Annotated in this window: 23 protein-coding genes; 8 read left to right on the plus strand and 15 right to left on the minus strand. The window is 61.5% G+C overall.

The window, feature by feature from the left end; translation table 11 throughout:
• Positions 1–552: 552 nt before the first annotated feature.
• Genes nth through rsxD form a run of 4 tightly spaced genes read right to left on the minus strand, consistent with a single transcriptional unit; the run spans position 553 to position 3,613 of the window.
• Entirely contained in the window at positions 553–1,194 is a 642-nt protein-coding gene (nth, locus tag GUC32_RS11075) for an endonuclease III (protein ID WP_019455952.1), read from the minus strand.
• On the minus strand, positions 1,194–1,892 hold the full coding sequence (locus tag GUC32_RS11080) for an electron transport complex subunit E (protein WP_025302682.1): 699 nt from the start codon (positions 1,890–1,892) through the stop codon (positions 1,194–1,196). Before GUC32_RS11080 ends, nth begins: the two co-directional genes overlap by 1 nt.
• Complete coding sequence (gene rsxG, locus GUC32_RS11085) at positions 1,889–2,518, minus strand: electron transport complex subunit RsxG (RefSeq protein ID WP_025302683.1); 630 nt, start codon at positions 2,516–2,518, stop codon at positions 1,889–1,891. Before rsxG ends, GUC32_RS11080 begins: the two co-directional genes overlap by 4 nt.
• A gap of 9 nt (positions 2,519–2,527) precedes the next feature.
• On the minus strand, positions 2,528–3,613 hold the full coding sequence (rsxD, locus tag GUC32_RS11090) for an electron transport complex subunit RsxD (RefSeq protein ID WP_025302684.1): 1,086 nt from the start codon (positions 3,611–3,613) through the stop codon (positions 2,528–2,530).
• Positions 3,614–3,979: 366 nt separating this feature from the next.
• Between rsxD and GUC32_RS11095 the strand changes: the two genes are divergently transcribed.
• The gene (locus GUC32_RS11095) at positions 3,980–4,873 is read left to right on the plus strand and encodes a helix-turn-helix domain-containing protein (RefSeq protein WP_025302685.1); all 894 of its coding nucleotides are present in this window, start codon (positions 3,980–3,982) and stop codon (positions 4,871–4,873) included.
• 33 nt (positions 4,874–4,906) lie between these two features.
• Here the strand turns inward: GUC32_RS11095 and rsxC are convergent, their stop codons facing one another.
• The 4 genes from rsxC to GUC32_RS11115 all read right to left on the minus strand — a co-directional run bounded on the left by rsxC (position 4,907) and on the right by GUC32_RS11115 (position 9,037).
• Positions 4,907–7,315: an electron transport complex subunit RsxC gene (gene rsxC / locus GUC32_RS11100; RefSeq protein WP_369435723.1), complete on the minus strand. Its 2,409-nt coding sequence runs from the start codon at positions 7,313–7,315 to the stop codon at positions 4,907–4,909.
• Positions 7,308–7,880, minus strand: a complete 573-nt coding sequence (gene rsxB / locus GUC32_RS11105; protein ID WP_004938428.1) for an electron transport complex subunit RsxB — start codon at positions 7,878–7,880, stop codon at positions 7,308–7,310. Before rsxB ends, rsxC begins: the two co-directional genes overlap by 8 nt.
• Positions 7,880–8,461, minus strand: a complete 582-nt coding sequence (rsxA, locus tag GUC32_RS11110; protein WP_004938443.1) for an electron transport complex subunit RsxA — start codon at positions 8,459–8,461, stop codon at positions 7,880–7,882. The genes rsxB and rsxA overlap by 1 nt, the downstream gene beginning before the upstream one ends.
• 135 nt (positions 8,462–8,596) lie before the next feature.
• Entirely contained in the window at positions 8,597–9,037 is a 441-nt protein-coding gene (locus GUC32_RS11115) for a DUF2569 domain-containing protein (RefSeq protein ID WP_016927891.1), read from the minus strand.
• A gap of 222 nt (positions 9,038–9,259) precedes the next feature.
• Between GUC32_RS11115 and GUC32_RS11120 the strand changes: the two genes are divergently transcribed.
• The gene (locus GUC32_RS11120; protein ID WP_127146134.1) at positions 9,260–10,300 is read left to right on the plus strand and encodes an oxidoreductase; all 1,041 of its coding nucleotides are present in this window, start codon (positions 9,260–9,262) and stop codon (positions 10,298–10,300) included.
• Between the two features lie 72 nt (positions 10,301–10,372).
• A complete protein-coding gene (locus GUC32_RS11125; RefSeq protein ID WP_089180848.1) occupies positions 10,373–11,377 on the plus strand; it encodes a bile acid:sodium symporter family protein in 1,005 nt (334 codons plus the stop codon).
• Between the two features lie 11 nt (positions 11,378–11,388).
• Here the strand turns inward: GUC32_RS11125 and GUC32_RS11130 are convergent, their stop codons facing one another.
• From GUC32_RS11130 to GUC32_RS11140, 3 genes are all read right to left on the minus strand, one after another.
• Complete coding sequence (locus GUC32_RS11130; protein ID WP_167324278.1) at positions 11,389–11,934, minus strand: AAA family ATPase; 546 nt, start codon at positions 11,932–11,934, stop codon at positions 11,389–11,391.
• Between the two features lie 110 nt (positions 11,935–12,044).
• Positions 12,045–13,043: an adenosine deaminase gene (add, locus tag GUC32_RS11135; protein ID WP_169541213.1), complete on the minus strand. Its 999-nt coding sequence runs from the start codon at positions 13,041–13,043 to the stop codon at positions 12,045–12,047.
• A gap of 135 nt (positions 13,044–13,178) precedes the next feature.
• Entirely contained in the window at positions 13,179–13,934 is a 756-nt protein-coding gene (locus GUC32_RS11140) for a DeoR/GlpR family DNA-binding transcription regulator (protein WP_311271834.1), read from the minus strand.
• 97 nt (positions 13,935–14,031) lie between these two features.
• On the opposite strand from GUC32_RS11140, the gene GUC32_RS11145 reads away from it, so the two are divergent.
• Together GUC32_RS11145 and GUC32_RS11150 are read left to right on the plus strand one after the other, a co-directional pair.
• Positions 14,032–14,628 carry an NUDIX domain-containing protein gene (locus GUC32_RS11145; RefSeq protein ID WP_025302691.1) on the plus strand — a complete coding sequence of 199 codons (597 nt, stop codon included), beginning with the start codon at positions 14,032–14,034 and terminating at the stop codon, positions 14,626–14,628.
• Positions 14,625–14,993 (plus strand): hypothetical protein, encoded by a 369-nt coding sequence (locus GUC32_RS11150; RefSeq protein ID WP_033640470.1) that lies wholly within the window; start codon positions 14,625–14,627, stop codon positions 14,991–14,993. Before GUC32_RS11145 ends, GUC32_RS11150 begins: the two co-directional genes overlap by 4 nt.
• A gap of 32 nt (positions 14,994–15,025) precedes the next feature.
• On the opposite strand, the gene GUC32_RS11155 is transcribed toward GUC32_RS11150, so the two are convergent.
• Positions 15,026–16,207 carry a MalY/PatB family protein gene (locus GUC32_RS11155; RefSeq protein WP_043143295.1) on the minus strand — a complete coding sequence of 394 codons (1,182 nt, stop codon included), beginning with the start codon at positions 16,205–16,207 and terminating at the stop codon, positions 15,026–15,028.
• The gene (gene malX / locus GUC32_RS11160) at positions 16,200–17,819 is read right to left on the minus strand and encodes a maltose/glucose-specific PTS transporter subunit IIBC (protein ID WP_197825463.1); all 1,620 of its coding nucleotides are present in this window, start codon (positions 17,817–17,819) and stop codon (positions 16,200–16,202) included. Before malX ends, GUC32_RS11155 begins: the two co-directional genes overlap by 8 nt.
• A 223-nt stretch (positions 17,820–18,042) precedes the next feature.
• Between malX and GUC32_RS11165 the strand changes: the two genes are divergently transcribed.
• Positions 18,043–19,074 carry a Mal regulon transcriptional regulator MalI gene (locus GUC32_RS11165; RefSeq protein WP_147823743.1) on the plus strand — a complete coding sequence of 344 codons (1,032 nt, stop codon included), beginning with the start codon at positions 18,043–18,045 and terminating at the stop codon, positions 19,072–19,074.
• Here GUC32_RS11165 and GUC32_RS11170 read toward each other — a convergent pair.
• Complete coding sequence (locus GUC32_RS11170; RefSeq protein WP_043143290.1) at positions 19,071–19,952, minus strand: LysR family transcriptional regulator; 882 nt, start codon at positions 19,950–19,952, stop codon at positions 19,071–19,073. The two genes, GUC32_RS11165 and GUC32_RS11170, sit on opposite strands and share 4 nt — an antisense overlap.
• A gap of 206 nt (positions 19,953–20,158) precedes the next feature.
• Between GUC32_RS11170 and blaSRT the strand changes: the two genes are divergently transcribed.
• Positions 20,159–21,295, plus strand: a complete 1,137-nt coding sequence (gene blaSRT, locus GUC32_RS11175) for an SRT/SST family class C beta-lactamase (protein ID WP_025302697.1) — start codon at positions 20,159–20,161, stop codon at positions 21,293–21,295.
• Positions 21,296–21,321: 26 nt separating this feature from the next.
• Here the strand turns inward: blaSRT and GUC32_RS11180 are convergent, their stop codons facing one another.
• Entirely contained in the window at positions 21,322–22,230 is a 909-nt protein-coding gene (locus GUC32_RS11180) for a LysR family transcriptional regulator (RefSeq protein WP_369435724.1), read from the minus strand.
• Positions 22,231–22,332: 102 nt separating this feature from the next.
• Between GUC32_RS11180 and GUC32_RS11185 the strand changes: the two genes are divergently transcribed.
• Positions 22,333–23,496 (plus strand): serine hydrolase domain-containing protein, encoded by a 1,164-nt coding sequence (locus tag GUC32_RS11185; RefSeq protein ID WP_369435725.1) that lies wholly within the window; start codon positions 22,333–22,335, stop codon positions 23,494–23,496.
• Positions 23,497–23,501: the final 5 nt, after the last annotated feature.

Consider the following 23,501-nt stretch of genomic DNA (forward strand, 5'->3'; position numbering starts at 1 on the left):
GTTGATGCGGAACGGCATCCTTTTGCGTTGTTATAGGATGGGGACGGCGGTTAATGTTCACTATCTTTGTCAACGTGGCAAGCAGTTTGTCATATTCGGTTACATTTAACGCTCGCAGGATTATGCTGCGATGTTGCAAATGTTATGCAGTATTAACTTTCGGGTTTTAATGATTTGCCGATTTTTTGTTTTGATTAAAAGCTATACGGATTTTAAACAGGGATATATTCTGCTGAATTGCTATTTTTTAGCGCATCAGTGTATGTGTGGTTATTAATCCATTGGAATGTTGTGCATATGACGCATTTTGTAAAATTATAGAAATTTAAGAAAACGGGGCTGGCATTTGTGAACGCCTTGTGATCCTGAAAGCGTGACGTTCACCGCAATTTTCGACTAATTTTTCGCTTGAAAATAACACGGCACTGAGTTTTTCACTGAAAACCGCGATAACACCGGGGTTACTGCTGCGCGATATCACATTTCCGATAAAAAAGAGGCGCTGGCGGGGAGAGATGAAGCGACGGGTGCGGTTTGCCGCACCCAACAGGCTCAGGATTCCGGATAAACCTTTTCTTTATACTCGCACAGGTCTTCGATAATGCAGGAACCGCAGCGCGGTTTACGCGCGATGCAGGTGTAGCGCCCGTGCAGGATCAGCCAGTGGTGGCAATCGACCTTGAATTCGGCGGGCACCACCTTCAACAGCTTCTCTTCCACCTGATCGACGTTCTTGCCCGGCGCGAAGTGGGTGCGATTGCACACCCGGAAGATATGGGTGTCGACGGCGATGGTCGCCCAGCCGAAGGCAGTATTGAGCACCACGTTGGCGGTCTTGCGGCCGACGCCCGGTAGTGCTTCCAGCGCGGCGCGATCCTCCGGTACTTCGCCGCCGTGCAGCTCCAGCAGCATGCGGCAGGTCTTGATCACGTTTTCGGCCTTGCTGTTGAACAGACCGATGGTCTTGATGTACTCCTTGACGCCATCAACCCCCAGCGCCAGCATGGCGGCGGGGGTGTTGGCGACCGGGTAAAGCTTGGCGGTCGCCTTGTTGACGCTTACGTCGGTGGCCTGCGCAGACAGCAGCACCGCAATCAGCAGTTCAAATGGCGTGGTGTACACCAGCTCGGTGGTCGGGTGCGGGTTGTTGTCGCGCAGCCGGGTCAGAATTTCCAGTCGCTTCTGCTTGTTCATCAGGCCTTCTCAGCACGTCCTTGTTCCAACAGCGGTTCCACTGCCACGGCGCGGGCTTTGCGTGCCTTCATTCTTTCGTCGATCAGATATTTGACCGCCAGCAGCAGCCCCAGGCCGATAAAGGCACCCGGCGGCAGCATCGCCAGCAGGAACGGGCTGTCGAAGTGCACCACTTCGATGCGCAGCGACTTGGCCCAACTGCCCAGCAGTAGGTCGGCACCGTCGAACAGCGTGCCGTTGCCCAGCAGTTCGCGCATCGAGCCCAGCGTCACCATCACGCCAGTAGCGCCGAGACCGATAGCCATGCCGTCCAGCGCCGAGAGGCCGACCGGCTTCTTGGCGGCCACCGCTTCGGCGCGGCCCACCACGATGCAGTTGGTCACGATCAATGGAATAAAGATGCCCAGCGACTGATACAGCCCGAAGGCATAGGCGTTGATCAGCATCTGCACGATGCTCACCACCGCGGCGATGATCATCACGTAGATAGGAATACGCACCTCGCTCGGTACCCAGCGGCGCACCGCGGAGATGGAGGCGTTGGTCAACGTCAGCACCAGCGTGGTGGCCAGCCCCAGGCCCAGCGCGTTGGTGACGGTGGACGTCACCGCCAGCAACGGACACATGCCCAGCAGCTGCACCAGGGCGGAGTTATTTTTCCACAACCCCTGGACGATCAATTCTTTGGCTTCACTCATTCGCTGGCTCCACACGCAGGTAAGCTTTCAAGTTTAGGCGGCAGCGTTTCCATATACAATGCCGTGCGCCGCACCGCATTGACCACCGCACGCGGGGTGATGGTCGCGCCGGTGAACTGGTCGAACATACCGCCGTCTTTCTTCACCGCCCAGCGCTTATCGTCAGGGCCTTCGATTTTCTTGCCGCTGAAGAAAGAAATCCAGTCGGAAATGCGTAGTTCAATTTTGTCACCCAGCCCCGGGGTTTCGTGGTGCTCAATCACCCGGGTGCCGAGCACCGTGCCGTTGAAATCGGCGCCGACCAGCAGCTTGATGGCGCCGGAGTAACCGTCCGGCGCGGTGGTTTCCAGCGCAGCGGCGGTTGGCTGCCCGTTTTTGCGCGCCAGGTATAAACGGTGCGGCGCGCCGTCTCCGAGCGCCGGGTCGCTGACCAGGAAGCACTCGTTCTGCATGATGTTGTCGTAGTTTTCTGGCGGTACCACCTGATCGAGCAGTGCTTTTTGCTGCAGCGCCGCCTGATGGGCGATGGTGGTTTTCGTCAGGGCGTAGACCACGGCGGTCAGGCCAGTGGTGACCGCCGCAAACACCGCCAGCGTGGTGCCGTGCTTTCTCATGGAATTCAGCATGGCGGCTCCTTAGCGATGGCCGTACACGCGCGGCTGCGTGTAGTGGTCGATTAACGGGACGGTGATGTTGGCGAGCAGCACGGCGAAGGCCACGCCGTCAGGGTAGCCGCCATAGACGCGGATCAGCCACACCAGCACGCCGATCAGCGCGCCGTAGATCAAACGGCCCTTCGGCGTAGTGGAGGCGCTGACCGGGTCGGTGGCGATGAAGAACGCGCCCAGCATGCTGGCGCCGGAGAACAGGTGGATCAGCGGCGAAGCCTGATGCGCCGGATCGAGCCACCAGGCCAGACCGGAACAGAAAGCGATGGCGGCCAACATGCTGAACGGGATCTGCCAATGGATCAGGCGGCGCGCCAGCATAAACAGACCACCGGCCAAGAAGCCGAGGTTGACCCACTGCCAGCCGATGCCGGCCAGGGCGCCGCCGAACAGCGGCTGCTGCAACACCTGTTCCACGCTGTGGCCGCTGCGCAGGCCGGTTTTGAAGCCATCGAGCGGCGTGGCCTGGCTGATGCCGTCCACGCCCATCTGCAGTTCATGCAGCGTCGCGCCTTGCGAAGTATGGCCGCTGAAAATGGCCAGCAGTGTGTCGTGGAACGGTAGCGCGGTGGCGCGCAGCTCATCCGGCGGCAGCCAACTGGTCATCTGCACCGGGAAGGAGATCAGCAGCACCACGTAACCGACCATCGCCGGGTTGAACGGGTTCTGCCCAAGGCCGCCGTACAGCTGCTTGGCGATGACGATGGCGAAGAACGTACCGATGACGATCATCCACCAGGGTGCCAGCGGCGGCAGGCTGATGCCGAGCAGCAGCGCGGTCAGCAGGGCGGAGTTATCCGCCAGCCGGCTGCGCACCGGCAGCTTGCGCAGTTTTAGGATCGCGCCTTCCGCCGCCAGCGCGACGATCGCCGCCAGCGCCACCTGGATCAACACGCCGTAGCCGAAAAACCAAATCTGCGCCGCGATGCCGGGAATGCACGCCAACATCACCCACAGCATAATGCGGCTGGTGCTTTGCTGGTTGTGGGTGAACGGCGAGCTGGCGATGTGTAAGCCTTTGGCGGCTGTGGGTGATACCGGCCTGAACTTCATAGAGTAACGATACCTTCTGCGCCGCGCCTGCGGCAGTTTCGATGCGCCGAATTGCGGGCGCGGCAAAAAATAATAGCCGAGCATTCTACCTGATTCGATGCGAGGGTAATACGCCTTAATGGTAGGGGTATTCGGCTTTCCGCACATCTGGCGATCGGGACGGCGCGATTTGATTTTTTTTTGGCCGGTAAATGGGCTAACGTGAGGAATTGTCAGTGGAACTTGTGCCGCCATCGACCGCGGAAAATGGGTTAAGCGTCTGAATGAGATATCATTTTTCTCCAGATTTCCGCACAAAATAACAACTTTCACATAATCCGTGTAGGTTACTATCGCGAACATTATTGAGTCAGTGAATCCATAATAATGACAAATGAAGACATTTTTTTTATTGAAGAGCTAATTGAGTGGGTGGAGATACATCTGGAGAAACGGCCAAACCTGGATGAAGTCGCGCGTATTTCGGGCTATTCCAAGTGGCATCTGCAGCGTAAATTCAAGCGTATTACCGGCATTCAACTCGCCACCTATATCCGTTCGCGCATCCTGACGCGCGCCGCGGTGGCGCTGCGCATTACTCGCCGCTCCATCATCGACATTTCCGATGAGCTGGGCTTCGATTCACAGCAGACCTTCACCCGCATGTTCAAGCAGCGCTTCGGCACCACGCCCAATCGCTACCGCTCGATGGCGCACTGGGACGTGAAAAACCTGATGCCGCGCTTTAACTTCGAAGCCAGCTACGGTGCCGGTTATTATCCGGAAGTGAAGCGGTTGACGCTGCCCGACATGCAGTTGGTCGGCTTCACGCGCCGGTTGGATTTCGCCTCCGAACAGGAGCTGGAATATTCTTCCTGCATGGCGATGAAGGACGAGATTTTCAACGACTTCTTCAAGGGGTTGCACGTTGACTGTCGGCGAATTTACAGCATTTATTCTCCTCATGCCGGGGAGGGCGACGAGCTCTCGTCCACGTTGGTGATGGCGGTCGATCCTGAACACAAAAAGGATATTCTTTCCAACCATCAGATCGACACCTTCCATCTGCCGAGCCGCGAGTTTATCTCCATCAACCATAAGGGCACGGCGAAAGAGTGTCTGCAGTTTTTCGGCTACCTGATGTCGCATGTGATGCCGGGGCTGAAGGATGAGGTGCGCGGCAGTATGGAAATGGAGATCATTCAAACCAAAGAGTGGAATCCGGAATCCAAACTGCGCCAGATTGAAGTGGATTACACCTACCTGATTTCTATCGATTAAACGGCGCCGGGCTGTGGCCAGGCGCCGCTGTCATCATTTGTCTTCCGTTTCCGCCGTCAGCGATTCCCTGGCGGCTTTTTTGGCTTTGGCGCGGGCGATAGCCGCTGCCACCGCCGCCTTGCGCGGGTCTTCCTCGGCGGCAGCCGGAGCCGGTTCCGCCGCTGCAGGAGCATCCGCCTGCTGCGCGGCTTTCTTGGCTTTTACACGTGCCAGTGCCGCGGCAACCGCTGCTTTGCGCGGGTCTTCCTCGACGGCAGCCGGAGCCGGTTCCGCCGCTGCAGGGGCATCGGCCTGCTGCGCGGCTTTTTTGGCTTTGGCGCGGGCGATAGCCGCTGCCACCGCGGCCTTGCGCGGATCTTCCTCGGCGATTGCCGGAGCCGGTTCCGCCGCTGCAGGAGCATCCGCCTGTTGCGCGGTTTTCTTGGCTTTTACACGTGCCAGTGCCGCGGCAACCGCGGCTTTGCGCGGGTCTTCCTCGGCGGCAGCCGGAGCCGGTTCCGCCGCTGCAGGGGCATCGGCCTGCTGCGCGGCTTTTTTGGCTTTGGCGCGGGCGATAGCCGCTGCCACCGCGGCCTTGCGCGGATCTTCCTCGGCGGTTGCCGGAGCCGGTTCCGCCGCTGCAGGGGCGTCAGATTGTTGCTCCGCTTTTTTGGCCTTCACGCGCGCCAAGGCGGCAGCAACGGCCGCTTTCCGCGGATCGTCCTCTGTTGCGGCCGGCGCTTCTTTACGCGCTTTCACGCGGGCCAGCGCCGCGGCCACGGCGGCTTTACGCGCGTCATCGCCGGTGGCCGCCGGCGGTGCTTTCGTTTCCACCTCGGCAGCCAGCTGGGCACGTCGTTCGCGCGCCTGCGCTTTACGTGCTTCGCGGGCAGCGATCATCTCGCTGTTGTCCGGCTGCTGGCCGTCGACCGGCGTAACCGCCGCTTCGGCATTCTTGCTGCGTACGCGCGCCAGCGCGGCCTGCACCGCGCCCTGATCGTCGTCGGTCAGTTTCACGGCGGCCTTTTTATGTCGCTCTTCGCGCGCCAGTTTCTCGCGCTCCAGACGGGCCTGTTTGGCTTCGAAACGGGCCTTGGCCTCGGCGGTGCGCGCCGCCTCCAGATCGATAGCCTTGATTTCGGCCTTTTCCTGCCGGTAGTACTGCACCAGCGGAATGTTGCTGGGGCAGACGAACGCGCAGGCGCCGCATTCGATGCAATCGAACAGGTTGTGGTTACGTGCCTTGTCGTGCTCCTGCCCGCGGCTGAACCAGTACAGCTGTTGCGGCAGCAGCCCGGCGGGGCAAGCGTCCACGCACAGGCCGCAGCGGATGCAGGATTGCTCGGGTTCCTGCGGCGTCATTTCATCGACCGTCGGCGCCAGAATGCAGTTGCTAATCTTGACGATTGGCACGTTCAGCGCGGGCAGGGTGAAGCCCATCAGCGGGCCACCCATGACCACCATCTGCTGCGCCTGCGGGCGGAAACCGGTGAAGTCAAGCAGGTGCTGCACCGGCGTGCCGATGCGCGCCCACAGGTTGCCGGGGCGCTCGATCGCCTCGCCGGTCAGGGTCACTACGCGCTCAATCAGCGGTTCGCCGTTGACGATCGCTCGCTTGATGGCGAAGGCGGTGCCGACGTTTTGCATCAATACGCCGATAGCGGAGGAGTGTTTGCCGTGCGGCACTTCCTTGCCGGTCAAAATTTTGGTCAGCTGCTTGGCGCCACCGGACGGGTATTTGGTCGGGATGACGCGCAGCGCAATGCTGGACTGGCCGCGTAACGCCTGTTTCAGCGCCGCGATTGCCTCCGGTTTGTTGTCTTCGATGCCGATCAGCGTGAGCTTGGGTTGCAGAATGTGTTGCAGGATCTGCGTGCCTTCAATGATCTGATCGGCATGTTCCTGCATCAGGCGGTCGTCGGCGGTGATGTAAGGCTCGCACTCGGCGGCGTTGAGGATCAGCGTTTCCACGCCGCTCATGCCGCCTTGCAGCTTGCTGGCGGTCGGGAAACCGGCGCCGCCCAGACCGGCGATGCCGGCCTGATGAATACGTTGAATCAGTTCCGCAACAGGGGATTGACGATAGTCCGCCACCGGATCGCGCTCGCACCAGCGGTCTTCCCCGTCTGCCTCGATTATCACGCACAGCTCCGTCAGCCCGGACGGATGGGCGGTGATGTGCGGCGTAATGGCGCTGACGGTGCCCGAGGTCGGGGCATGCACCGGCACGGTGCGGCCGCGGCCGACGGTCAGCGGTTGGCCTTTCAACACCCGATCGCCGGCGTTGACGCACAGTTCGCCTTCCGGCCCCAGGTGCTGCTGCAGCGGAATGATAAAGGTCTTGGGCAGGGGAGCGACACGCAGCGGCGTACCGCTGGACTGCGTTTTCATTTCCGGTGGATGGATCCCGCCGTCGAAATCCCAGATCCGGTCTTTTTTAAAGGCGGCGAACAGATTAAGCATGTTGCTCCACGTGGATCACTTGCACCGGGATCGTCTTCATGTCCCACTTCCAGTTGGCGGTGGTGGTAGCGACCGGTCTCATTTCAATACAGTCGGTAGGGCAAGGGGCGACGCACAGATCGCAGCCGGTACAGAGGTCGGTAATGACGGTATGCATGGCGCGGGTGGCGCCGACGATGGCGTCCACCGGGCAGGCCTGAATGCACTTGGTGCAACCGATGCAGTTGGCCTCGTCGATATAGGCCACCTTACGCTCCGGCTCGGCGGCGGCTTCGCTACCCAGCGGCTGCGGCTCTACGTTGAGCAGCTCCGCCAGTTTCAGCATCACCTGTTCGCCGCCTGGCGCGCATTTGTTGATCATCTCGCCGTTGGCCACTGCCTCGGCATAGGGGCGACAGCCGGGGTAGCCGCACTGGCCGCACTGGCTCTGCGGCAGGATTGCGTCGACCTGCTCGGCGACCGGATCCTCTTCCACCTCAAAACGGCGCGCGGCGTAGCCCAGCACCAGTCCGAACAGCAGCCCGAGCGCGCTTAAAGCCGCGATAGCTATCCACAACGCAGTCATTAGAATTTCACCAGCCCGGTAAAGCCCATAAAGGCCAGCGACATCAGCCCGGCGGTGATCAGCGCGATCGAGGAGCCGCGGAACGGCGCCGGGACGTCGGCGACCGCCAGACGTTCGCGAATGGCGGCGAACAGCACCATCACCAGCGAGAAACCGGCGGCGGCGCTGAAGCCGTAAACGGCGGACTGCAGGAAGTTATAGCCGAGGTTGACGTTAAGCAACGCTACGCCCAGCACCGCACAGTTGGTGGTGATCAGCGGCAGGAAGATGCCCAGCAGGCGGTAGAGTGCCGGGCTGGTCTTGCGCACCACCATCTCGGTGAACTGAACGACGACGGCGATCACCAGAATGAAAGAGAGCGTGCGCAGATACACCAGATCCAGCGGAACCAGAATAAAGGTGTTGATCACCCAGGCGCTGACGGAGGCCAGCGTCATAACGAAGGTGGTGGCCATTCCCATGCCGATGGCGCTTTCCAGCTTCTTGGAAACGCCGAGGAACGGGCACAGGCCAAGAAACTTCACCAGAACGAAGTTGTTCACCAGTACGGTGCCGACAAACAGGAGCAGGTATTCGGTCATTGCGATGCCTAAAAAAATAAAAGCCGCCTATTATCGGGAATCGGCGGCCGGACGACAACATATGAATCGCAGGGGTATTGCCTTTTTTGGTGAAAATTTACACAAACCACCCAATAAAACGTGCTGCAACTCCCTTTAACGTTCGGTAAAGGTCCCTTTGACCCGCTGCGAACGCTTGATGTAAGGCACCAGCAGCGCCGCCATCAGCAGCGGCCAGCCGAGGCTGCGCACCGCCACTTCATCCGGCACCGGCGCGAAGGCGAAGGCTTTCACCGCCAGAATTACCGTGATCAGCAGCCATAACAAGAACAGTTTGGGGAAGCGCTGCGAGCGCTGGCAAAACAGAAACACCAGCCACAGGGTGAAGCCCCACATCAAAAGCGTGGTCAGCACCGAAAAGTACCATTGCAGGGTAAATGCCTGGGCGTTGGTCAACAGATAGTCGCGCGACTCGGGCATGAAGATCGCCATGGCGTACAGGAGCAGCATCAGGCTGGCGCTGAGCAGGGTGACGATCAGATAGGCCAGCGGGGCCAGCAACCAACCGCCGATACGAGTGTATTCAGCTTGAGACATAAAGGCTTCCTGATTGAAACGGGGATCACAGGCGGCATAGCTTAGCGGGTAATATAGGCTTCGTCATCTCTATCAACCGGATAGCTCGGCATCGCGACGCCGGGCCGCACGTTTGGCTACGCCGGCCTCGCTTCGAATTAACATCTCATTTACTTCTTGTTCCATCCGGCCGCATGGTGTCAAATCGAAAGGGTCTGTCGTGAGCCAGCAAGAGGAAATCCCATGGCTGAGAAAATTCGTGTCGGGCTGGTCGGTTACGGCTACGCCGGCAAAACCTTTCATGCGCCGCTGATTGCCGGTACACCGGGGCTGGCGCTGGCCGCCGTCTCCAGCAGCGATGCCGGCAAAGTGCACGCCGACTGGCCGTCGATGACGGTGGTGGGTGGTGCGCAGGCGCTGTTCGCCGATCCGGCCCTCGATCTGATCGTAATTCCTACCCCCAACGATACCCATTTCCCGCTGGCGCAGCAGGCGTTGGCCGCCGGCAAGCACGTGGTGGTGGATAAACCGTTTACCGTGACATTGTCACAAGCGCAGGCACTGCAACAGCAGGCGCAGCAGAGTGGTTTATTGCTGTCGGTGTTCCACAACCGCCGCTGGGACAGCGATTTCCTCACCCTTAAAGCGCTGTTAAACGACGGTTCGCTGGGCGAGGTGGTGTATTTCGAGTCACATTTCGATCGCTATCGGCCGCAGGTGCGCCAGCGCTGGCGTGAACAAGGCGGCGTCGGCAGCGGTATCTGGTTCGATTTGGGGCCGCATCTGCTCGATCAGGCGCTGCAACTCTTCGGCAAACCCGAACGGCTGTTTGTCGATCTGGGTGAGCTGCGGCCGGGGGCGCAGGCGGTGGACTATTTCCACGCGCTGCTGAGCTATGGCGATCGCCGTGTGGTGCTGCACGCCAGCATGCTGGCTGCGGCAGAGAGCCCGCGCTACGTGGTGCACGGCACCCGTGGCAGCTATGTCAAATACGGTCTGGATCCGCAGGAAGACCGGCTGAAGGCCGGCGAGCGCCTGCCACAGGCCGACTGGGGCTATGACATGCGCGATGGTGTAGTGACGCTGTCACGTGACGATCTGCTGGCTGAGAAACCGCTGCTCAATATTCCCGGCAATTACCCGGCTTTTTACGCGGCGGTGCGCGACGCGATTGCCGGCATAGGCGAAAATCCGGTGCCGGCCGCCGACGCCATCGCGGTAATGGCATTGATCGAACTGGGGTTGGAATCGGCCCGGCTGCAGCAGGCGCTGCCGGTGGTCTGATCCCGTTCATTCCTCTGTGCCCGGCGCAACGTCGGGCCTTTTTACGACTTTACGTGCAAGGAAATCCGTTTCATGTCCTGGTTGCAGCGTTTGCGCATTGATAAATTTTTGCTGGTTCTGATTTTTGTGGTGATCGTCGCCTCGCTGTTCCCCTGCGAAGGCATCTGGAAAACCTTCTTTGAACACCTGACCACCGCCGCCATCGCGCTGCTGTTCTTTATGCACGGCGCCAAGCTGTCGCGCGAGGCGATCATCGCCGGCATGAGTCACTGGAAGCTGCACCTGCTGGTGTTCCTCAGCACCTTTGCGCTGTTCCCGCTGCTCGGGCTGGCGATGAACCTGCTGGTGCCGGGCATCATGACGCCGACGGTCTATCTCGGCTTCCTCTACCTGTGCGCGCTGCCGGCCACGGTGCAATCGGCCATCGCCTTTACGTCGGCGGCGGGCGGCAACGTGGCGGCGGCGATCTGCAGCGCCTCGGCGTCGAGCATTCTCGGCGTGTTCCTGTCGCCGCTGCTGGTGGGAGCATTGATGCATACCCAGGGCGGCAATACCGACGTATTGCACGCCATCGGTTCGATCATTCTGCAATTGATGGTGCCATTTGTGGTCGGTCACCTGGCGCGGCCATTGATCGGCAAGTGGGTCGATCGCCATCGCAAGTTGATCAACTTGACCGACCGTTCATCGATCCTGCTGGTGGTGTATACCGCATTCAGCGCGGCGGTGGTGGAAGGGATTTGGCACCGTATCGACGGTTGGTCGCTGCTGACCATCCTGGTGATGTCGCTGGTGCTGCTGACGGTGGTGCTGGTGATCAACACCTATGCGGCGCGTTGGCTGGGCTTCAACACCGCCGATGAAATCACCATCGTCTTCTGCGGCTCGAAAAAGAGCCTGGCGAACGGCATCCCGATGGCCAACGTGCTGTTCCCGGCCGCGGCGGTGGGCGCCATGGTGCTGCCGCTGATGATTTTCCACCAGGTTCAACTGATGGTGTGCGCGGTGCTGGCGCAGCGCTATGCGCGTAAAACCGCTAAACAGCGGGCCGAGGCGGAGGCGCTGGTGGCCAAATAGGCCGCAGGCCGCTAACGGTGGCTCAGCGCGTCGAGCAGAAAGTCGGCGCGCTCATCGGGTGAAACGCGCGGCAGCTCTTGCAGCCGATAGCCATAACGGCGATAGATGGCCACCATCGCCCGATAGGTCTGCTCGGCTTCGGCGAAAGACTGTTTCCTCTCGCTGTCCTGCGCATAAATCGCTCGCCACGGTGGGGCGATGAACACCGTATCGGCATAGCGAAAGGCGTCGATCGCCGCCGTTAAGGGGGCGGGGATCGATAATCCGCACAGCGTCAGGTAACCGGCGATATCCGGCAGGCCGCGATCGAAGAACCAACATGTTGCACCCGTCGCTTCGCGCCATGAATGCAGTTCCCAATCGAGCATCCGCTCGGCGAAAGCCTGACGATCGCCCCACGGTAGCGCATTACCCCCAATATTCACCTGATGCTGAATAATCGCCCGGCCCGCCTCCAAGGAGTGCGGGTAACCACGGCGATGAAGAACGTCGATGAGCGTGCTTTTGCCCGAACCCGGGCCGCCGGTCAGCACGATGCGGCGTAGTTTGTCAGACATACGGAATTCCTCTCTTGCCACAGAGTGATGGGGTGAAAACAGCGATAAAGACGAGCAGGCGGAAGAAAACGGGGGATGAGAAGAAGGCGCCGTTTGGCGCCTTGGGAGATTTAGCCCTGCACTTTGGCGCGCAGTGCCTGTTTTTCCTGTTCGCTGAGGAAAGCCAGCTTCAGGCCATTTTCCTGAGCGGTGCGGATTTCTTCCGGCGTCAGCCCGGCCTGCGGCGCGGCGACGCGGTATTCATGCTCGATCTCGATGCCCTGAACCGCCGGATCGTCGGTGTTGATCGACGCCAGCACGCCGTGGCGCAGGAAAGTGGCCAGCGGATGCTGCGCCAGCGACGGCACGGTGCTGGTCTGGATGTTGGAGGTCAGGCAGGACTCGATGCCGATGCCGTGTTCCGCCAGGAAGTCCATCAGCGCTGGATCTTCGATCGCTTTCACCCCGTGGCCGATACGTTCGGCGCCCAGCTCGCGGATCGCCTGCCAGATGCTTTCCGGGCCGGCGGCTTCGCCCGCGTGCACGGTGATGCGCAGGCCGGCGTCGCGCGCGCGGTTGAAGTGGCCGAGGAACAGGCTACCGGGGAAGCCCAGCTCATCGCCCGCCAAGTCCAGCGCGGTAATGCCGTCGCGGTGCGCCAGCAATCCTTCCAGCTCTTGCAGACAGGCAGCCTCGCCGAAGGTGCGGCTCATGATGCCGATCAGGCGAATGTCGATGTCGCGATCGCGGCAGCCCGAGCGGATCCCGTCGATCACCGCTTCCACCACGCCGGCGACCGGCAACTGATGCTTCATCGCCATGTAGTAAGGGGAAAAACGCAGCTCGGCGTAGTGCAGGCCGGCGTTGGCGGCGTCCTCGACGTTTTCGTAAGCCACCCGGCGGCAGGCGTCCAGATCGCCCAGCACCGCCACGCCCCAGTCCAGTTTCTGCAGGAAGCTGACCAGATCCGGTTCGGCATGGGTGATCTGCACGTGCGGGCGCAGGCTCTCCAAATCGTTGGCCGGCAGGGAGAGATTGAACTGGCGACCGAGGTCGAGAATGGTCTGCGCGCGGATGTTGCCGTCGAGATGGCGGTGAATGTCGGTAAGCGGTAGGCGGGGATCGATCATGCTGGGCACTCGCTAATTATCGTAGGTAAAGTGCAGAACAGTATAAAAACAAATGGATGAAACTTGCCATCGCGTTGCATAAAAAAGTGATGTTAATCACAAATAATGCGAGATATATCGCATTATCGTCGTGAATCAGGCTTTCAACACGCTGACGCCCGCCTGCTGCAACGGCGCGATCAGCGCGTCATCGGTAGCCCGCTCAACGATGATGGTGTGCGCCAGCGTAATATCGCCGATCGCATACTGCGAGGCGGCGTTAAGCTTGGCGGCGGAAGCCAGCACCACGGTTTCCGCCGCGCGGGCCGCCAGCGCGCGTTTGATGTAAGCCTCCTCCAGATCGCCGGTGCTCAGCCCCGCAGTGGGGTGTACGCCGGTCACGCCCATAAAATAGAGATCGGCGCGAATATGCGACATCGCTTCCACCGCGGCGGCGCCGACGCTGACGATCGAATGCTTGTACAGCCGGCCACCGATCAGAATCACCTCGACCGTGGGGTGATCGACCAGGCCCACGGCGACGCTGGGGCTGTGGGTGACGATGGTGGCGTTGAGGTTGGCCGGCAGTTGCCTGACCAGCTCTGCAGAGGTGGTGCCTCCGTCGATAATCACTACCTGGCCGGTGGCGATCAGCGCCGCTGCCGCTTTGGCGATCGCGCGTTTGGCGCCGGATTCCAACTGATTGCGTTCGGCAAAGCTGGCAATGGCGGAAGAAACCGGCAGGGCGCCGCCATGCACCCGCTGTAGCAACCCTTCGGCGTCCAATTCGCGCAGATCGCGCCGGACCGTATCTTCCGACAGCCCGAACATTTCGCTGAGCTGCTTGGCTAACACCTGGCCGTCCTGAGCCAGTTTTTCCAGGATGATTTTCTTGCGTTGGCTGGTCAACATGGCCATTTTCCTCTCAAATTTGGTTTGCACGAAATATCTTGATCATACACGAAACTGCACGATAGTATCAATTTCCTTCCTCTGGCGGAGTAAACCGATGATAGCCACTAAAGACAGGGTTCGCATTGTCGAAACCCGGGTGTTGTCCGATGACTGGTACCTGCTGAAAAAAACCACCTTTGATTTTCTGCGGCGCGACGGCGTCTGGCAGCGGCAAAGTCGCGAGACCTACGATCGCGGTGATGGCGCGGTCATTTTGCTGTTCAACCGGCAGGCGCAAACGGTGATCCTGACGCGCCAGTTCCGCTTTCCGGCCTTCGTCAACGGCCATGACGGCATGTTGATTGAGGCCGCCGCCGGGTTGCTGGACAACGCGTCGCCGGAGGCACGCATTCGCGCCGAAGCGGAAGAGGAAACCGGCTATTTCGTGCAGAGCGTGGAGAAAGTATTCGAAGCCTATATGAGCCCAGGCTCGGTCACCGAGAAGCTGCACTTTTTCGTCGGCGAATATCAGGCGGGCGACCGCATCAACGAGGGCGGCGGGTTGGCGGCGGAGGGGGAAGATCTGGAGGTGCTCGAGCTGCCGCTGGCGCAAGCCCTGCAGGCGATTCGCCAGGGCACGATCGTTGACGCCAAGACCATCATGCTGCTGCAGTTTGTCGCCTTGAACCGGACGTTGGAGGAAGAACGATGAAAGCACAACAAATCTTGATTGCTGGCCCTTATCGCAGCGGCACCGATGGCGATCCGCAGCGTATCGCCGCCAATCTGGCGCGCCTGGAACAGGCCGCGCTGGCGGTTTACCAGCGGGGGCACGTGCCGGTGATCGGCGAGTGGCTGGCGCTGCCTTTGGCGGCGGCGGCAGGTTCCACTCAGGTTGGCGATGCGGTGAGCGAGGCGTTTCTTTACCCGGTGGCGCATCGGCTGATTGCACAGTGTCAGGCGGTGTATCGCATCGAAGGGGCGTCTGCGGGGGCCGATAACGACGTGCGGCTGGCCAACGAGTGGGGATTGACGGTTTATCGTCATCTGGAGGAGATCCCGTCTGTTCAGGCGTAACGCCGGGGCGGGCAGAGGCTCGCCCCCTCGCGTTATTGCTCGTCCAGCACCAACCTCAATCCGGCGATCAGCTTGTCCATGCCGGCCTCCAGCTTGCTGCGCGGGCAGCCGACGTTGAGACGCAGGAACCCGCGGCCTTCCTCGCCGTAGGTAAAGCCCGGCATGATCGCCACCTTTTCACGCTCGATCAGCACCTGCTGCAGCGCCCGATCGTCCACGGCCAGCGGCCGCAGATCGATCCAGGCCAGGTAGGTGGCCTGCGGCGGGCGCCAGCCCAGCGCGGGAAACGCCTGCTCCAGCCGCTCGGCGACGTAGGTCAGATTATCCTGCAGGTAGTCGCGCAGGGCGTCCAGCCAGGGTTCGCCGTGGCGGTAGGCGGCCACGTGCGCCGCCACCGCCAGCACCGCCGGCGAGGAGAGGCCATCGCGGGCTTTGAGCTGCTGGAAATAGGCTTCGCGGCTGGCGTCGTCGCTGATAAAGCCGTAGGCGCCGGTTAGCGCCGGAATGTTGAAACTCTTGGAGCCGGAGGTCAGCAAGGCCCAGGCGCCGGTCGCCACCTGGCTCCACGGCGTATGGCGGTGTTCACCCCAGACCATGTCCATGTGGATTTCATCGCTGATCACGCGCACGTCATGGCGCTCGCACAGTTCGGCCATCTGCTGCAGCTCGTCGCGGCGCCACACTTTGCCGGTGGGGTTATGCGGGCTGCACAGCAACAGGATCTTGGTCTGCGGCCGCGCCAGCAGCGCTTCGAGATGCGCCATGTCGCAGCGCCAGTCGTCGCCGGCCTTGTGCAGCGGGCAGGCCAGCAGCTGGCGCTGGTTGGCGAGGATCACCTTGTAGAAGGCGTCATAGGCCGGGGTATGGGTCACCACATAGTCGCCCGGTATGGACCATTGGCGGATCAGCTGCGCCGCCATGTAGATAACGGAAGGGCCGTACACCGCCGTTGCGGTGTCGATAGCGGTGTTGAAGCGTTGCTGATACCAGTGGCGCAGCGCGCCGAGAAAATCCTCATGCTGCCAGCGGCTGTAGCCCAGCACGCCGTGCTGCAGGCGCTGCTGCAACGCCTCGAGAATGCACGGCGCGGTGGCGAAATCCATATCGGAGATGGTGAACGGCAGCAGGTCGTCGCTGCCGAAACGATCGGCGATATAGTCCCACTGGGTGCACCAGGTGCCGTGGCGGTCGATCGGGGTGGAGAAATCAAACATGGGTGGCTCCCTGCAGCGCCGCGGCAGGTTGCGCCGTGGCTATCAGTGAGTCTAATTCATCCTTCACCGATTGCACCTGCGGACCGATCACCACCTGCAGATTATGGTCGTTGAGATGCACCACGCCGATGGCGCGGTGGGCCTTCAGCGCCGCGTCGTCCACCTGACTCATATCGTTGACCGACAGGCGCAGGCGGGTGATGCAGTTGTCCAGCGTGATAATGTTGCCCGGGCCGCCGAGCGCCGCCAGAATCGCCGGCACGTTGTAGCCGGATTTGCCCACCGCGCCACTCGTCGCGCTTTGGCTGACGGCGCTGTCGCTCTCACGGCCCGGCGTTTTGATGTTAAAACGCTGGATGGCGAAGCGGAAAATGGCGTAATAGCCGACGAACCAGACGGCGGCCACCACCGGCACCAGATACCACTTGGTGGCGGTGCCGTGCAGAATGCCGAACACCACGAAGTCGATGATGTTGCCGTCGGTGTTGCCGATGGTCACGCCCAGCAGCGCCATCACGGTAAAGCCCAACCCGGTGAGCAGCGCGTGGATCAGATACAGGAACGGCGCGACGAACAGGAACAGGAACTCGATCGGCTCGGTGGTGCCACCAACCACGCAGGCCACCACGCCGGAAATCAACAGCCCTTTGATTTTATGACGGTTCTCCGGCTTGGCGCAGTGGTACATCGCCAGCGCCGCGCCCGGCAGGCCGCCGAGAAACGCCGGCATTTTACCCTGCGACAGGAAGCGGGTGGCGCTCTCGGCGAAGCCGGTGGTGGTTGGGCAGGAGAGCTGCGCCTGGAAGATGGTCAGGGCACCGCTGACGTTGTGGCCGCACACCTCCATGGTACCGCCCGCCTCGGTAAAGCGGATTAGCGCCACCAGAATGTGCTGCAGGCCGAACGGCAGCAGCAAGCGTTCGCCGGTGCCGAACAGCATCGGGCCAAAGGCGCCGGCGCTGTTGATCACCCAGCCCAGCCCGGTGATGCCGGCGGCGAACCACGGCCAGATCAGCGGGATTACCAGGCCGCACAGGCCCAGCACCACGGTGGTGACGATCGGCACGAAGCGCGTGCCGCCGAAGAACGCCAGTGCGTCCGGCAGGCGGATGGTGTGGAAGCGTTCATGCAGGCGATAGACGATGATGCCGACGATCACCGCGCCGAGGATACCGGTATCGATCGACTGAATGCCGAGGATGTTCTGGATATTGTTGGCTTTCAGCACCAGCGGATCGCTGGTGGGCAGCACGCCGGCGGCGGTCAGGTAGAAGTTGGTGCCCAGATTCAGCACGGCGAAGCCGACGAAGCCGGAGAAGGCGGCGACGCCCTTGTTCTCACGCGCCATGCCCAGCGGAATGGCGATGGCGAACATCACCGGCAGGAAGCTGAAGGCGAAGGAGCCTACCTTGCTCATCCAGGTAAAGATCAGCTGGAAGATCGGGTGGCCGATAAACGGCATCAGGGTGATCACGTCGCGGCTGCTCAGCGAGCTGCCGATCCCCAGCATGATGCCGCAGAAAGAGAGCAAGGCGACGGGCAACATGAAGGTTTTGCCCAGGCTCTGGAAGAACTCCCAGAGGGTGATTTTGGGTTTGTTGGCTGCTGACATAACCGACTTCTCCTGGCGAAAAGACGAGCAAAAAGGGGACTTCTGATTAGGTAAAAAGAAGATAAAACGTTTTACCTAGCAAAAATGCGCCGCCAATCACAAATCTGCCGCCCGGTTTTTGGCGACAATGCGGCAGGCAGTAAAACGTTTTACTGAGCTAACGGATTCGGTATACCCTTGATCATTACGGCGCGGGTTGCCCAGGAACGGGTTCGCAGAGACTATGAGCATCAAAAAAATCACCATCACCGATGTGGCGCAGCAGGCGGGCGTGTCGGTCACCACGGTTTCCCTGGTGTTGAGCGGCAAGGGGCGCATTTCGCCGACCACCGTCGAGAAGGTCAATCAGGCGATAGAGCAGCTGGGTTATGTGCGCAATCGCCAGGCGGCGACGCTGCGCGGCGCGGAGTCCGGAGTGATTGGCCTTATTCTGCGCGACATCTGCGAACCCTTCTATGCCGAAATGACCGCCGGGCTGAGCGAGGCGCTGGAGGCGCACGACAAGCTGCTGTTTTTAACCCAGAGCGGGCGCGATGGCCAAGGCTTGCAGCGGGCGTTTGACGCGCTGCTGGCGCAGGGCGTTGACGGCATCGTGCTGGCGGGCGGCATCCGCGCGGCGGCGGGCCTGAAGGAAAAGGCGGCCGAGCAGAGCGTGCCGCTGGTGTGCGTGGCGCGCTCCAGCGGTCTCGAGGGCGTGGACGTGGTGCGGCCGGACAATATGCAGGCCGCCAAGCTGGCCACCGAATTTTTGATCAAACGCGGCCACAGCCAAATTGCTTACCTCGGCGGCCAGAGCGACTCATTGACGCGCGCCGAGCGGCTGGGCGGATTTTGCGCCACGCTGGTACAGTACGGCCTGCCGTTTCGCAGCGAATGGATCGTCGAGTGTGATTGCCGGCAGCGTGAGGCGGCGGAAGCGGCGGAACAGCTGCTGCGCCACTACCCGAACATTACCGCCATCGTTTGCCACAAGGCGTCGGTCGCGCTCGGCGCCTATTTTGGCCTGACGCGCAGCGGCCGCAGCATCGGCTCGGACGGGGTCGACGCCTACTACGGCCGGCAGGTAGCGCTGATCGGTTTCGGCGACGTGCCGGAGGCCGAGCTGACCGAACCGCCGCTGACCTTCGTCTCCAGCTCGGCGCGGGAAGTGGGGCGCAGTGCCGCTGCGCGCCTGCTGCAGCGTATCGGTGACGCCGACCTGCCGGCGCAGAACGTCATTCTGCCGCCGACGCTGATCCGGCGCGGCTCCGCCTAGTCCCGCCGCTGCTCCTCTTCCGCCTCCCGGCGGATCCAACCGATAAAGGTTTTCATCGCCGGCGTCAGATCCCGCGACTTCAAATGGGTCAGCCAATAGGCGCCGAGCGCGGCCTCGGTGGCAAACGGCCTTTGCAGCGCGCCGGCGGCCAGTTCGCGGCGGAACATGCTGACCGGCGCCAGCGCCACGCCATCGCACTGGATCGCGCCTTCCACCATCAGCCTTGACGAGTCGAACACCGGGCCGTTGATCCGCCACGGCGTCACCTGCGCCGCCGTGAACCAGCGCTCCCATTCATCCTTGCGGTAGGTGCGCATCAGCTGCTCGTGCTGCAGATCCTGCGGCGTGCTCAGGCGCGCGGCGACCGTCGGCGGGCAGAGCACCGTCAGCGGCGCGTCGAACAGCTTAATATTGCAGGTGGCGGGCCAGAGGCCTTCGCCGAAGCGGATGGCGAAATCCATACCGTCGGCCGACAGATTGACCAGATTGTTGTGGGTTAGCACCCGCAGATCGATAAACGGATGCGCCGTGCGGAACGCCGCCAGCCTCGGCATCAGCCAGCCGACGGCGAAGGTGCCGACCACCGCCACCGTCAGCACCTCGTGGAAATGCCCGCCTTCGAACTGCTGCAGCACCGCCTCAATGCTGTCGAAGGCGTCGCTCAACACCGGCAGCAGCGCCTGACCCTCTTCGGTCAAATCGAGCCCGCGCGGCAGGCGGCGGAACAGCTGGATGCCCAGCTGTTCTTCCAGCATGCGTACCTGCTGGCTGATGGCGGCCTGGGTCACCCGCAGCTCCAGGCCGGCGCGGGTGAAGTTCAGGTGGCGGGCGGAGGATTCGAACGCCCGCAGGGCGTTGAGGGGAAGTCGATTGCGCATTGTCGATAGCCATAAGTTTTTCTTTATGCTGGCTGAAATTATTATCGCTTGTCAACCCGGCGGCAAAATCCGATATTTGGCGCGGCTGCTGAGAGCGTCGCGGCAGCCGTAAAGGAATGACATCATCAATCAGGGAAAGCGCCGTGTATAACGCCAACAAAAACTTTTGGCCGCGGCCGATGCCCTGCAACCTAAGAGCTTCTATCATGACGAAAATGAACCGCCTGGCGGCCGCGCTGATCGCCGCACTGATCCTGCCGACCGCGCACGCCGCGCAGCAGCAGGATATCGACGCCGTTATTCAGCCGCTGATGAAAAAATATGGCGTGCCGGGCATGGCGATCGCCGTGTCGGTCGACGGCAAACAGCAGATTTACCCGTATGGCGTTGCCTCGAAGCAGACCGGCAAACCGATCACCGAGCAGACGCTGTTCGAAGTGGGCTCGCTGAGCAAAACCTTCACCGCGACGCTGGCGGTCTATGCGCAGCAGCAGGGCAAACTGTCGTTTAAAGACCCGGCCAGCCGCTACCTGCCCGAGCTGCGCGGCAGCGCCTTCGACGGCGTCAGCCTGCTGAATCTGGCGACGCATACCTCCGGTTTGCCGCTGTTCGTGCCGGACGACGTAACCGACAACGCCCAACTGATGGCGTACTACCGGGCCTGGCAGCCGAAACACCCGGCGGGCAGCTACCGCGTCTATTCCAACCTCGGCATCGGCATGCTGGGCATGATCGCCGCCAAGAGCCTCGACCAGCCGTTTATCCAGGCGATGGAACAGGGGATGCTGCCGGCGTTGGGCATGAGCCACACCTACGTTCAGGTGCCGGCTGCGCAGATGGCCAACTATGCGCAGGGCTACAGCAAGGACGATAAACCGGTGCGGGTCAATCCCGGCCCGCTGGACGCCGAGTCTTACGGCATCAAGTCCAACGCCCGCGATCTGATTCGCTATCTGGACGCCAACCTGCAGCAGGTGAAGGTGGCGCAGCCGTGGCGCGAGGCGCTGGCCGCCACGCACGTCGGTTATTACAAGGCGGGTGCGTTCACGCAGGATCTGATGTGGGAGAACTACCCGTATCCGGTGAAGCTGTCGCGTTTGGTTGAAGGCAACAACGCCGGGATGATCATGAACGGCACGCCGGCCACCGCCATCACGCCGCCGCAGCCGGAATTGCGCGCCGGCTGGTATAACAAAACCGGCTCTACCGGCGGTTTCTCCACCTACGCGGTGTTTATCCCGGCGAAGAATATCGCCGTGGTGATGTTGGCCAACAAGTGGTTCCCGAATGACGATCGCGTCGAGGCGGCTTACCACATCATCCAGGCGCTGGAGAAGCACTGACGCTCAGGGGCGCCGGCGAGGCGCCCCTACCACCGATGCTGCCGTTCACGCCGCTCGCGCATGAAATCGATAAAGGCGCGCAGCTTGAGCGGCAGATGCCTGCCGGCGGGAAAGTAGATGAAAAATCCCGATGCCTCGCTGGCATACTCCGGCAGCACTTCCACCAGTTGCCCCTGCGCCAGTTCTTGCACCACCGTGCCCTGAAAACGCTGTGCGATACCCAGGCCCGCCAATGCCGCATCCTTGATCAACCGATCCTCGTTAAAGATCAAACTGCCGCTGACGTCCAGCGCGCGTTCATCGTCGCCCAGGCTGAAATACCAGGGCTCCATTTTTCCGCTGCCGGGAAAGCGGTAGCGCAGGCAGTGGTGAGCTGGCAGATCGTCCGGCGTGGCCGGTACGCCGCAGCGCGTCAGATAGTCGGGCGAGGCGACCAGCACCCGGCGCTGGCCGTTGTCGATTGGCACGGCGATCATGTCCTTTTGCAGCATCGCGTGCATGCGAATGCCGGCATCGAAACTGCCCAGTACCAGATCGGAAAAGCGGTCTTCGGTAAACAGCTCAAGCTGTACTTCGGGATAGCGCCGTTGAAATTCCGCCAGGTGCGGCATCACCAGCAGCGAAGCGGCCAGTTGCGGCAGCGTGATGCGCAGCAGGCCCGCCGGCTGTGCGCCCAGGGTGCGCACGTCGTCTGCCGCCACGTCGATCTGGCTCATGGCCGGCGAGACCTTCTGATAGAACAACCGGCCCTCGTCGCTGAGGCGCACCGAGCGGCTGGTGCGGTGAAATAAGCGCATCCCCAGCTGATTCTCCAGCGCCTGAATGTTTTGTGACACCGCCGGCGGCGTGACGCCCAGTTGGTTGGCTGCGCGGGTAAAGTTGCCCAGGCGTGCGACGGCTTCGAAATAGGGCAGCAGTTGCAGGAGTGAACTCATCTATTAATAACCTGTGCTTAATGATTCATTAAATTATGCCTTATTTTAATTTATGACGAACGTTTTAGACTGGTTTTACTTTCCCTCAGCGAGATAAAAATCATGTCGGCAACACAACGGGCGTTAACAGAACGGATCGCGGCGATCGATCAACAGGCGATGGCCGAAGGGCGCATCGTGGGCAGCGTGGTGCTGGTGGCGCGGCAGGGCGAGATTTGTTACGCCGGCGCGGCCGGTTATGCCGATCGCGAAGCGCGGCGGCCGATGCGGCGAGAAACGCAGTTTCGGCTGTCGTCGGTTTCCAAACCCTATACCACGCTGGCGGCGCTGCGCCTGATTGAACGGGGCAAGCTGAGCCTGGACGATGCGGTCAGCGACTGGCTGCCGTGGTTTACCCCGGCGCTGGCGGATGGCCGGCGCCCGACGATCAAGATCCGTCATTTGCTGAGTCATACCGCCGGGCTGGACTATCGGCTGAACCAACCGCCGGCAGGCGTTTACCATCAGTTGGGGATCCAGGACGGCGTGGAGCTGTCGACGCTGACGCTGGAGCAAAACCTGCGGCTGTTGGCGCAGGCACCGTTGCTGTCGCAACCGGGAGAGCGCTTCAATTATTCGCTGGCTATCGACGTGCTTGGCGCGGTGTTGGTGCGGGTGACGGGCATGCCGCTGCCGCAGCTGTTTGTCGAATGGGTGGCGCAGCCGCTGGGGCTCGGCAATACCGCGTTTTATACGACGGACGCCGCGAATCTGGCGACGCCGTATTACAACACGCCGCAAGGGCCGCAGCGCATGCATGAAGGCCTGCGGGTGGCGCTGCCGGAGGAGATGGCGGGGGGCGAGGTGCTGTTTTCACCCGCGCGGGCGCTTAACGCGGAGGCTTATCCTTCCGGCGGCGCGGGCATGGTCGGCGATGCCGACGATGTGCTGCAGCTGGTGGAAGCGTTGCGCAGCGGCGGGCAGGGCATCTTGCAGCCGGACACAGTGGCGTTGCTGCGCAGTCCGCATGTGGGGGCGCAGGCGCAAACGCAAGGGCCGGGCTGGGGATTTGGTTTCGGCGGTGCGCTGCTGGTGGACGCAGAAGCGGCGCAGACGCCGCAGCATGTCGGCACGCTGACCTGGGGCGGCGTTTATGGCCACAGCTGGTTCTTTGATCCACAGGCGCAGCTGAGCGTGGTGATACTGACCAACACCGCGTTTGAGGGCATGTGCGGCCGCTATCCGCAGCAGATCCGCGATGCGGTGTATGCGGCGCTGCAGGGGTAAATAAA

It is taken from the genome of Serratia sp. NGAS9, from assembly GCF_009905295.1.
Lineage (GTDB): Bacteria > Pseudomonadota > Gammaproteobacteria > Enterobacterales > Enterobacteriaceae > Serratia > Serratia bockelmannii.

Bases quoted from the DNA above. Each gene is read 5' to 3' on its own strand.
- nth (WP_019455952.1), bottom strand. From the start codon at position 1,194: ATGAACAAGCAGAAGCGACTGGAAATTCTGACCCGGCTGCGCGACAAC.
- GUC32_RS11080 (WP_025302682.1), bottom strand. From the start codon at position 1,892: ATGAGTGAAGCCAAAGAATTGATCGTCCAGGGGTTGTGGAAAAATAAC.
- rsxG (WP_025302683.1), bottom strand. From the start codon at position 2,518: ATGCTGAATTCCATGAGAAAGCACGGCACCACGCTGGCGGTGTTTGCG.
- rsxD (WP_025302684.1), bottom strand. From the start codon at position 3,613: ATGAAGTTCAGGCCGGTATCACCCACAGCCGCCAAAGGCTTACACATC.
- GUC32_RS11095 (WP_025302685.1), top strand. From the start codon at position 3,980: ATGACAAATGAAGACATTTTTTTTATTGAAGAGCTAATTGAGTGGGTG.
- rsxC (WP_369435723.1), bottom strand. From the start codon at position 7,315: ATGCTTAATCTGTTCGCCGCCTTTAAAAAAGACCGGATCTGGGATTTC.
- rsxB (WP_004938428.1), bottom strand. From the start codon at position 7,880: ATGACTGCGTTGTGGATAGCTATCGCGGCTTTAAGCGCGCTCGGGCTG.
- rsxA (WP_004938443.1), bottom strand. From the start codon at position 8,461: ATGACCGAATACCTGCTCCTGTTTGTCGGCACCGTACTGGTGAACAAC.
- GUC32_RS11115 (WP_016927891.1), bottom strand. From the start codon at position 9,037: ATGTCTCAAGCTGAATACACTCGTATCGGCGGTTGGTTGCTGGCCCCG.
- GUC32_RS11120 (WP_127146134.1), top strand. From the start codon at position 9,260: ATGGCTGAGAAAATTCGTGTCGGGCTGGTCGGTTACGGCTACGCCGGC.
- GUC32_RS11125 (WP_089180848.1), top strand. From the start codon at position 10,373: ATGTCCTGGTTGCAGCGTTTGCGCATTGATAAATTTTTGCTGGTTCTG.
- GUC32_RS11130 (WP_167324278.1), bottom strand. From the start codon at position 11,934: ATGTCTGACAAACTACGCCGCATCGTGCTGACCGGCGGCCCGGGTTCG.
- add (WP_169541213.1), bottom strand. From the start codon at position 13,043: ATGATCGATCCCCGCCTACCGCTTACCGACATTCACCGCCATCTCGAC.
- GUC32_RS11140 (WP_311271834.1), bottom strand. From the start codon at position 13,934: ATGTTGACCAGCCAACGCAAGAAAATCATCCTGGAAAAACTGGCTCAG.
- GUC32_RS11145 (WP_025302691.1), top strand. From the start codon at position 14,032: ATGATAGCCACTAAAGACAGGGTTCGCATTGTCGAAACCCGGGTGTTG.
- GUC32_RS11150 (WP_033640470.1), top strand. From the start codon at position 14,625: ATGAAAGCACAACAAATCTTGATTGCTGGCCCTTATCGCAGCGGCACC.
- GUC32_RS11155 (WP_043143295.1), bottom strand. From the start codon at position 16,207: ATGTTTGATTTCTCCACCCCGATCGACCGCCACGGCACCTGGTGCACC.
- malX (WP_197825463.1), bottom strand. From the start codon at position 17,819: ATGTCAGCAGCCAACAAACCCAAAATCACCCTCTGGGAGTTCTTCCAG.
- GUC32_RS11165 (WP_147823743.1), top strand. From the start codon at position 18,043: ATGAGCATCAAAAAAATCACCATCACCGATGTGGCGCAGCAGGCGGGC.
- GUC32_RS11170 (WP_043143290.1), bottom strand. From the start codon at position 19,952: ATGCGCAATCGACTTCCCCTCAACGCCCTGCGGGCGTTCGAATCCTCC.
- blaSRT (WP_025302697.1), top strand. From the start codon at position 20,159: ATGACGAAAATGAACCGCCTGGCGGCCGCGCTGATCGCCGCACTGATC.
- GUC32_RS11180 (WP_369435724.1), bottom strand. From the start codon at position 22,230: ATGAGTTCACTCCTGCAACTGCTGCCCTATTTCGAAGCCGTCGCACGC.
- GUC32_RS11185 (WP_369435725.1), top strand. From the start codon at position 22,333: ATGTCGGCAACACAACGGGCGTTAACAGAACGGATCGCGGCGATCGAT.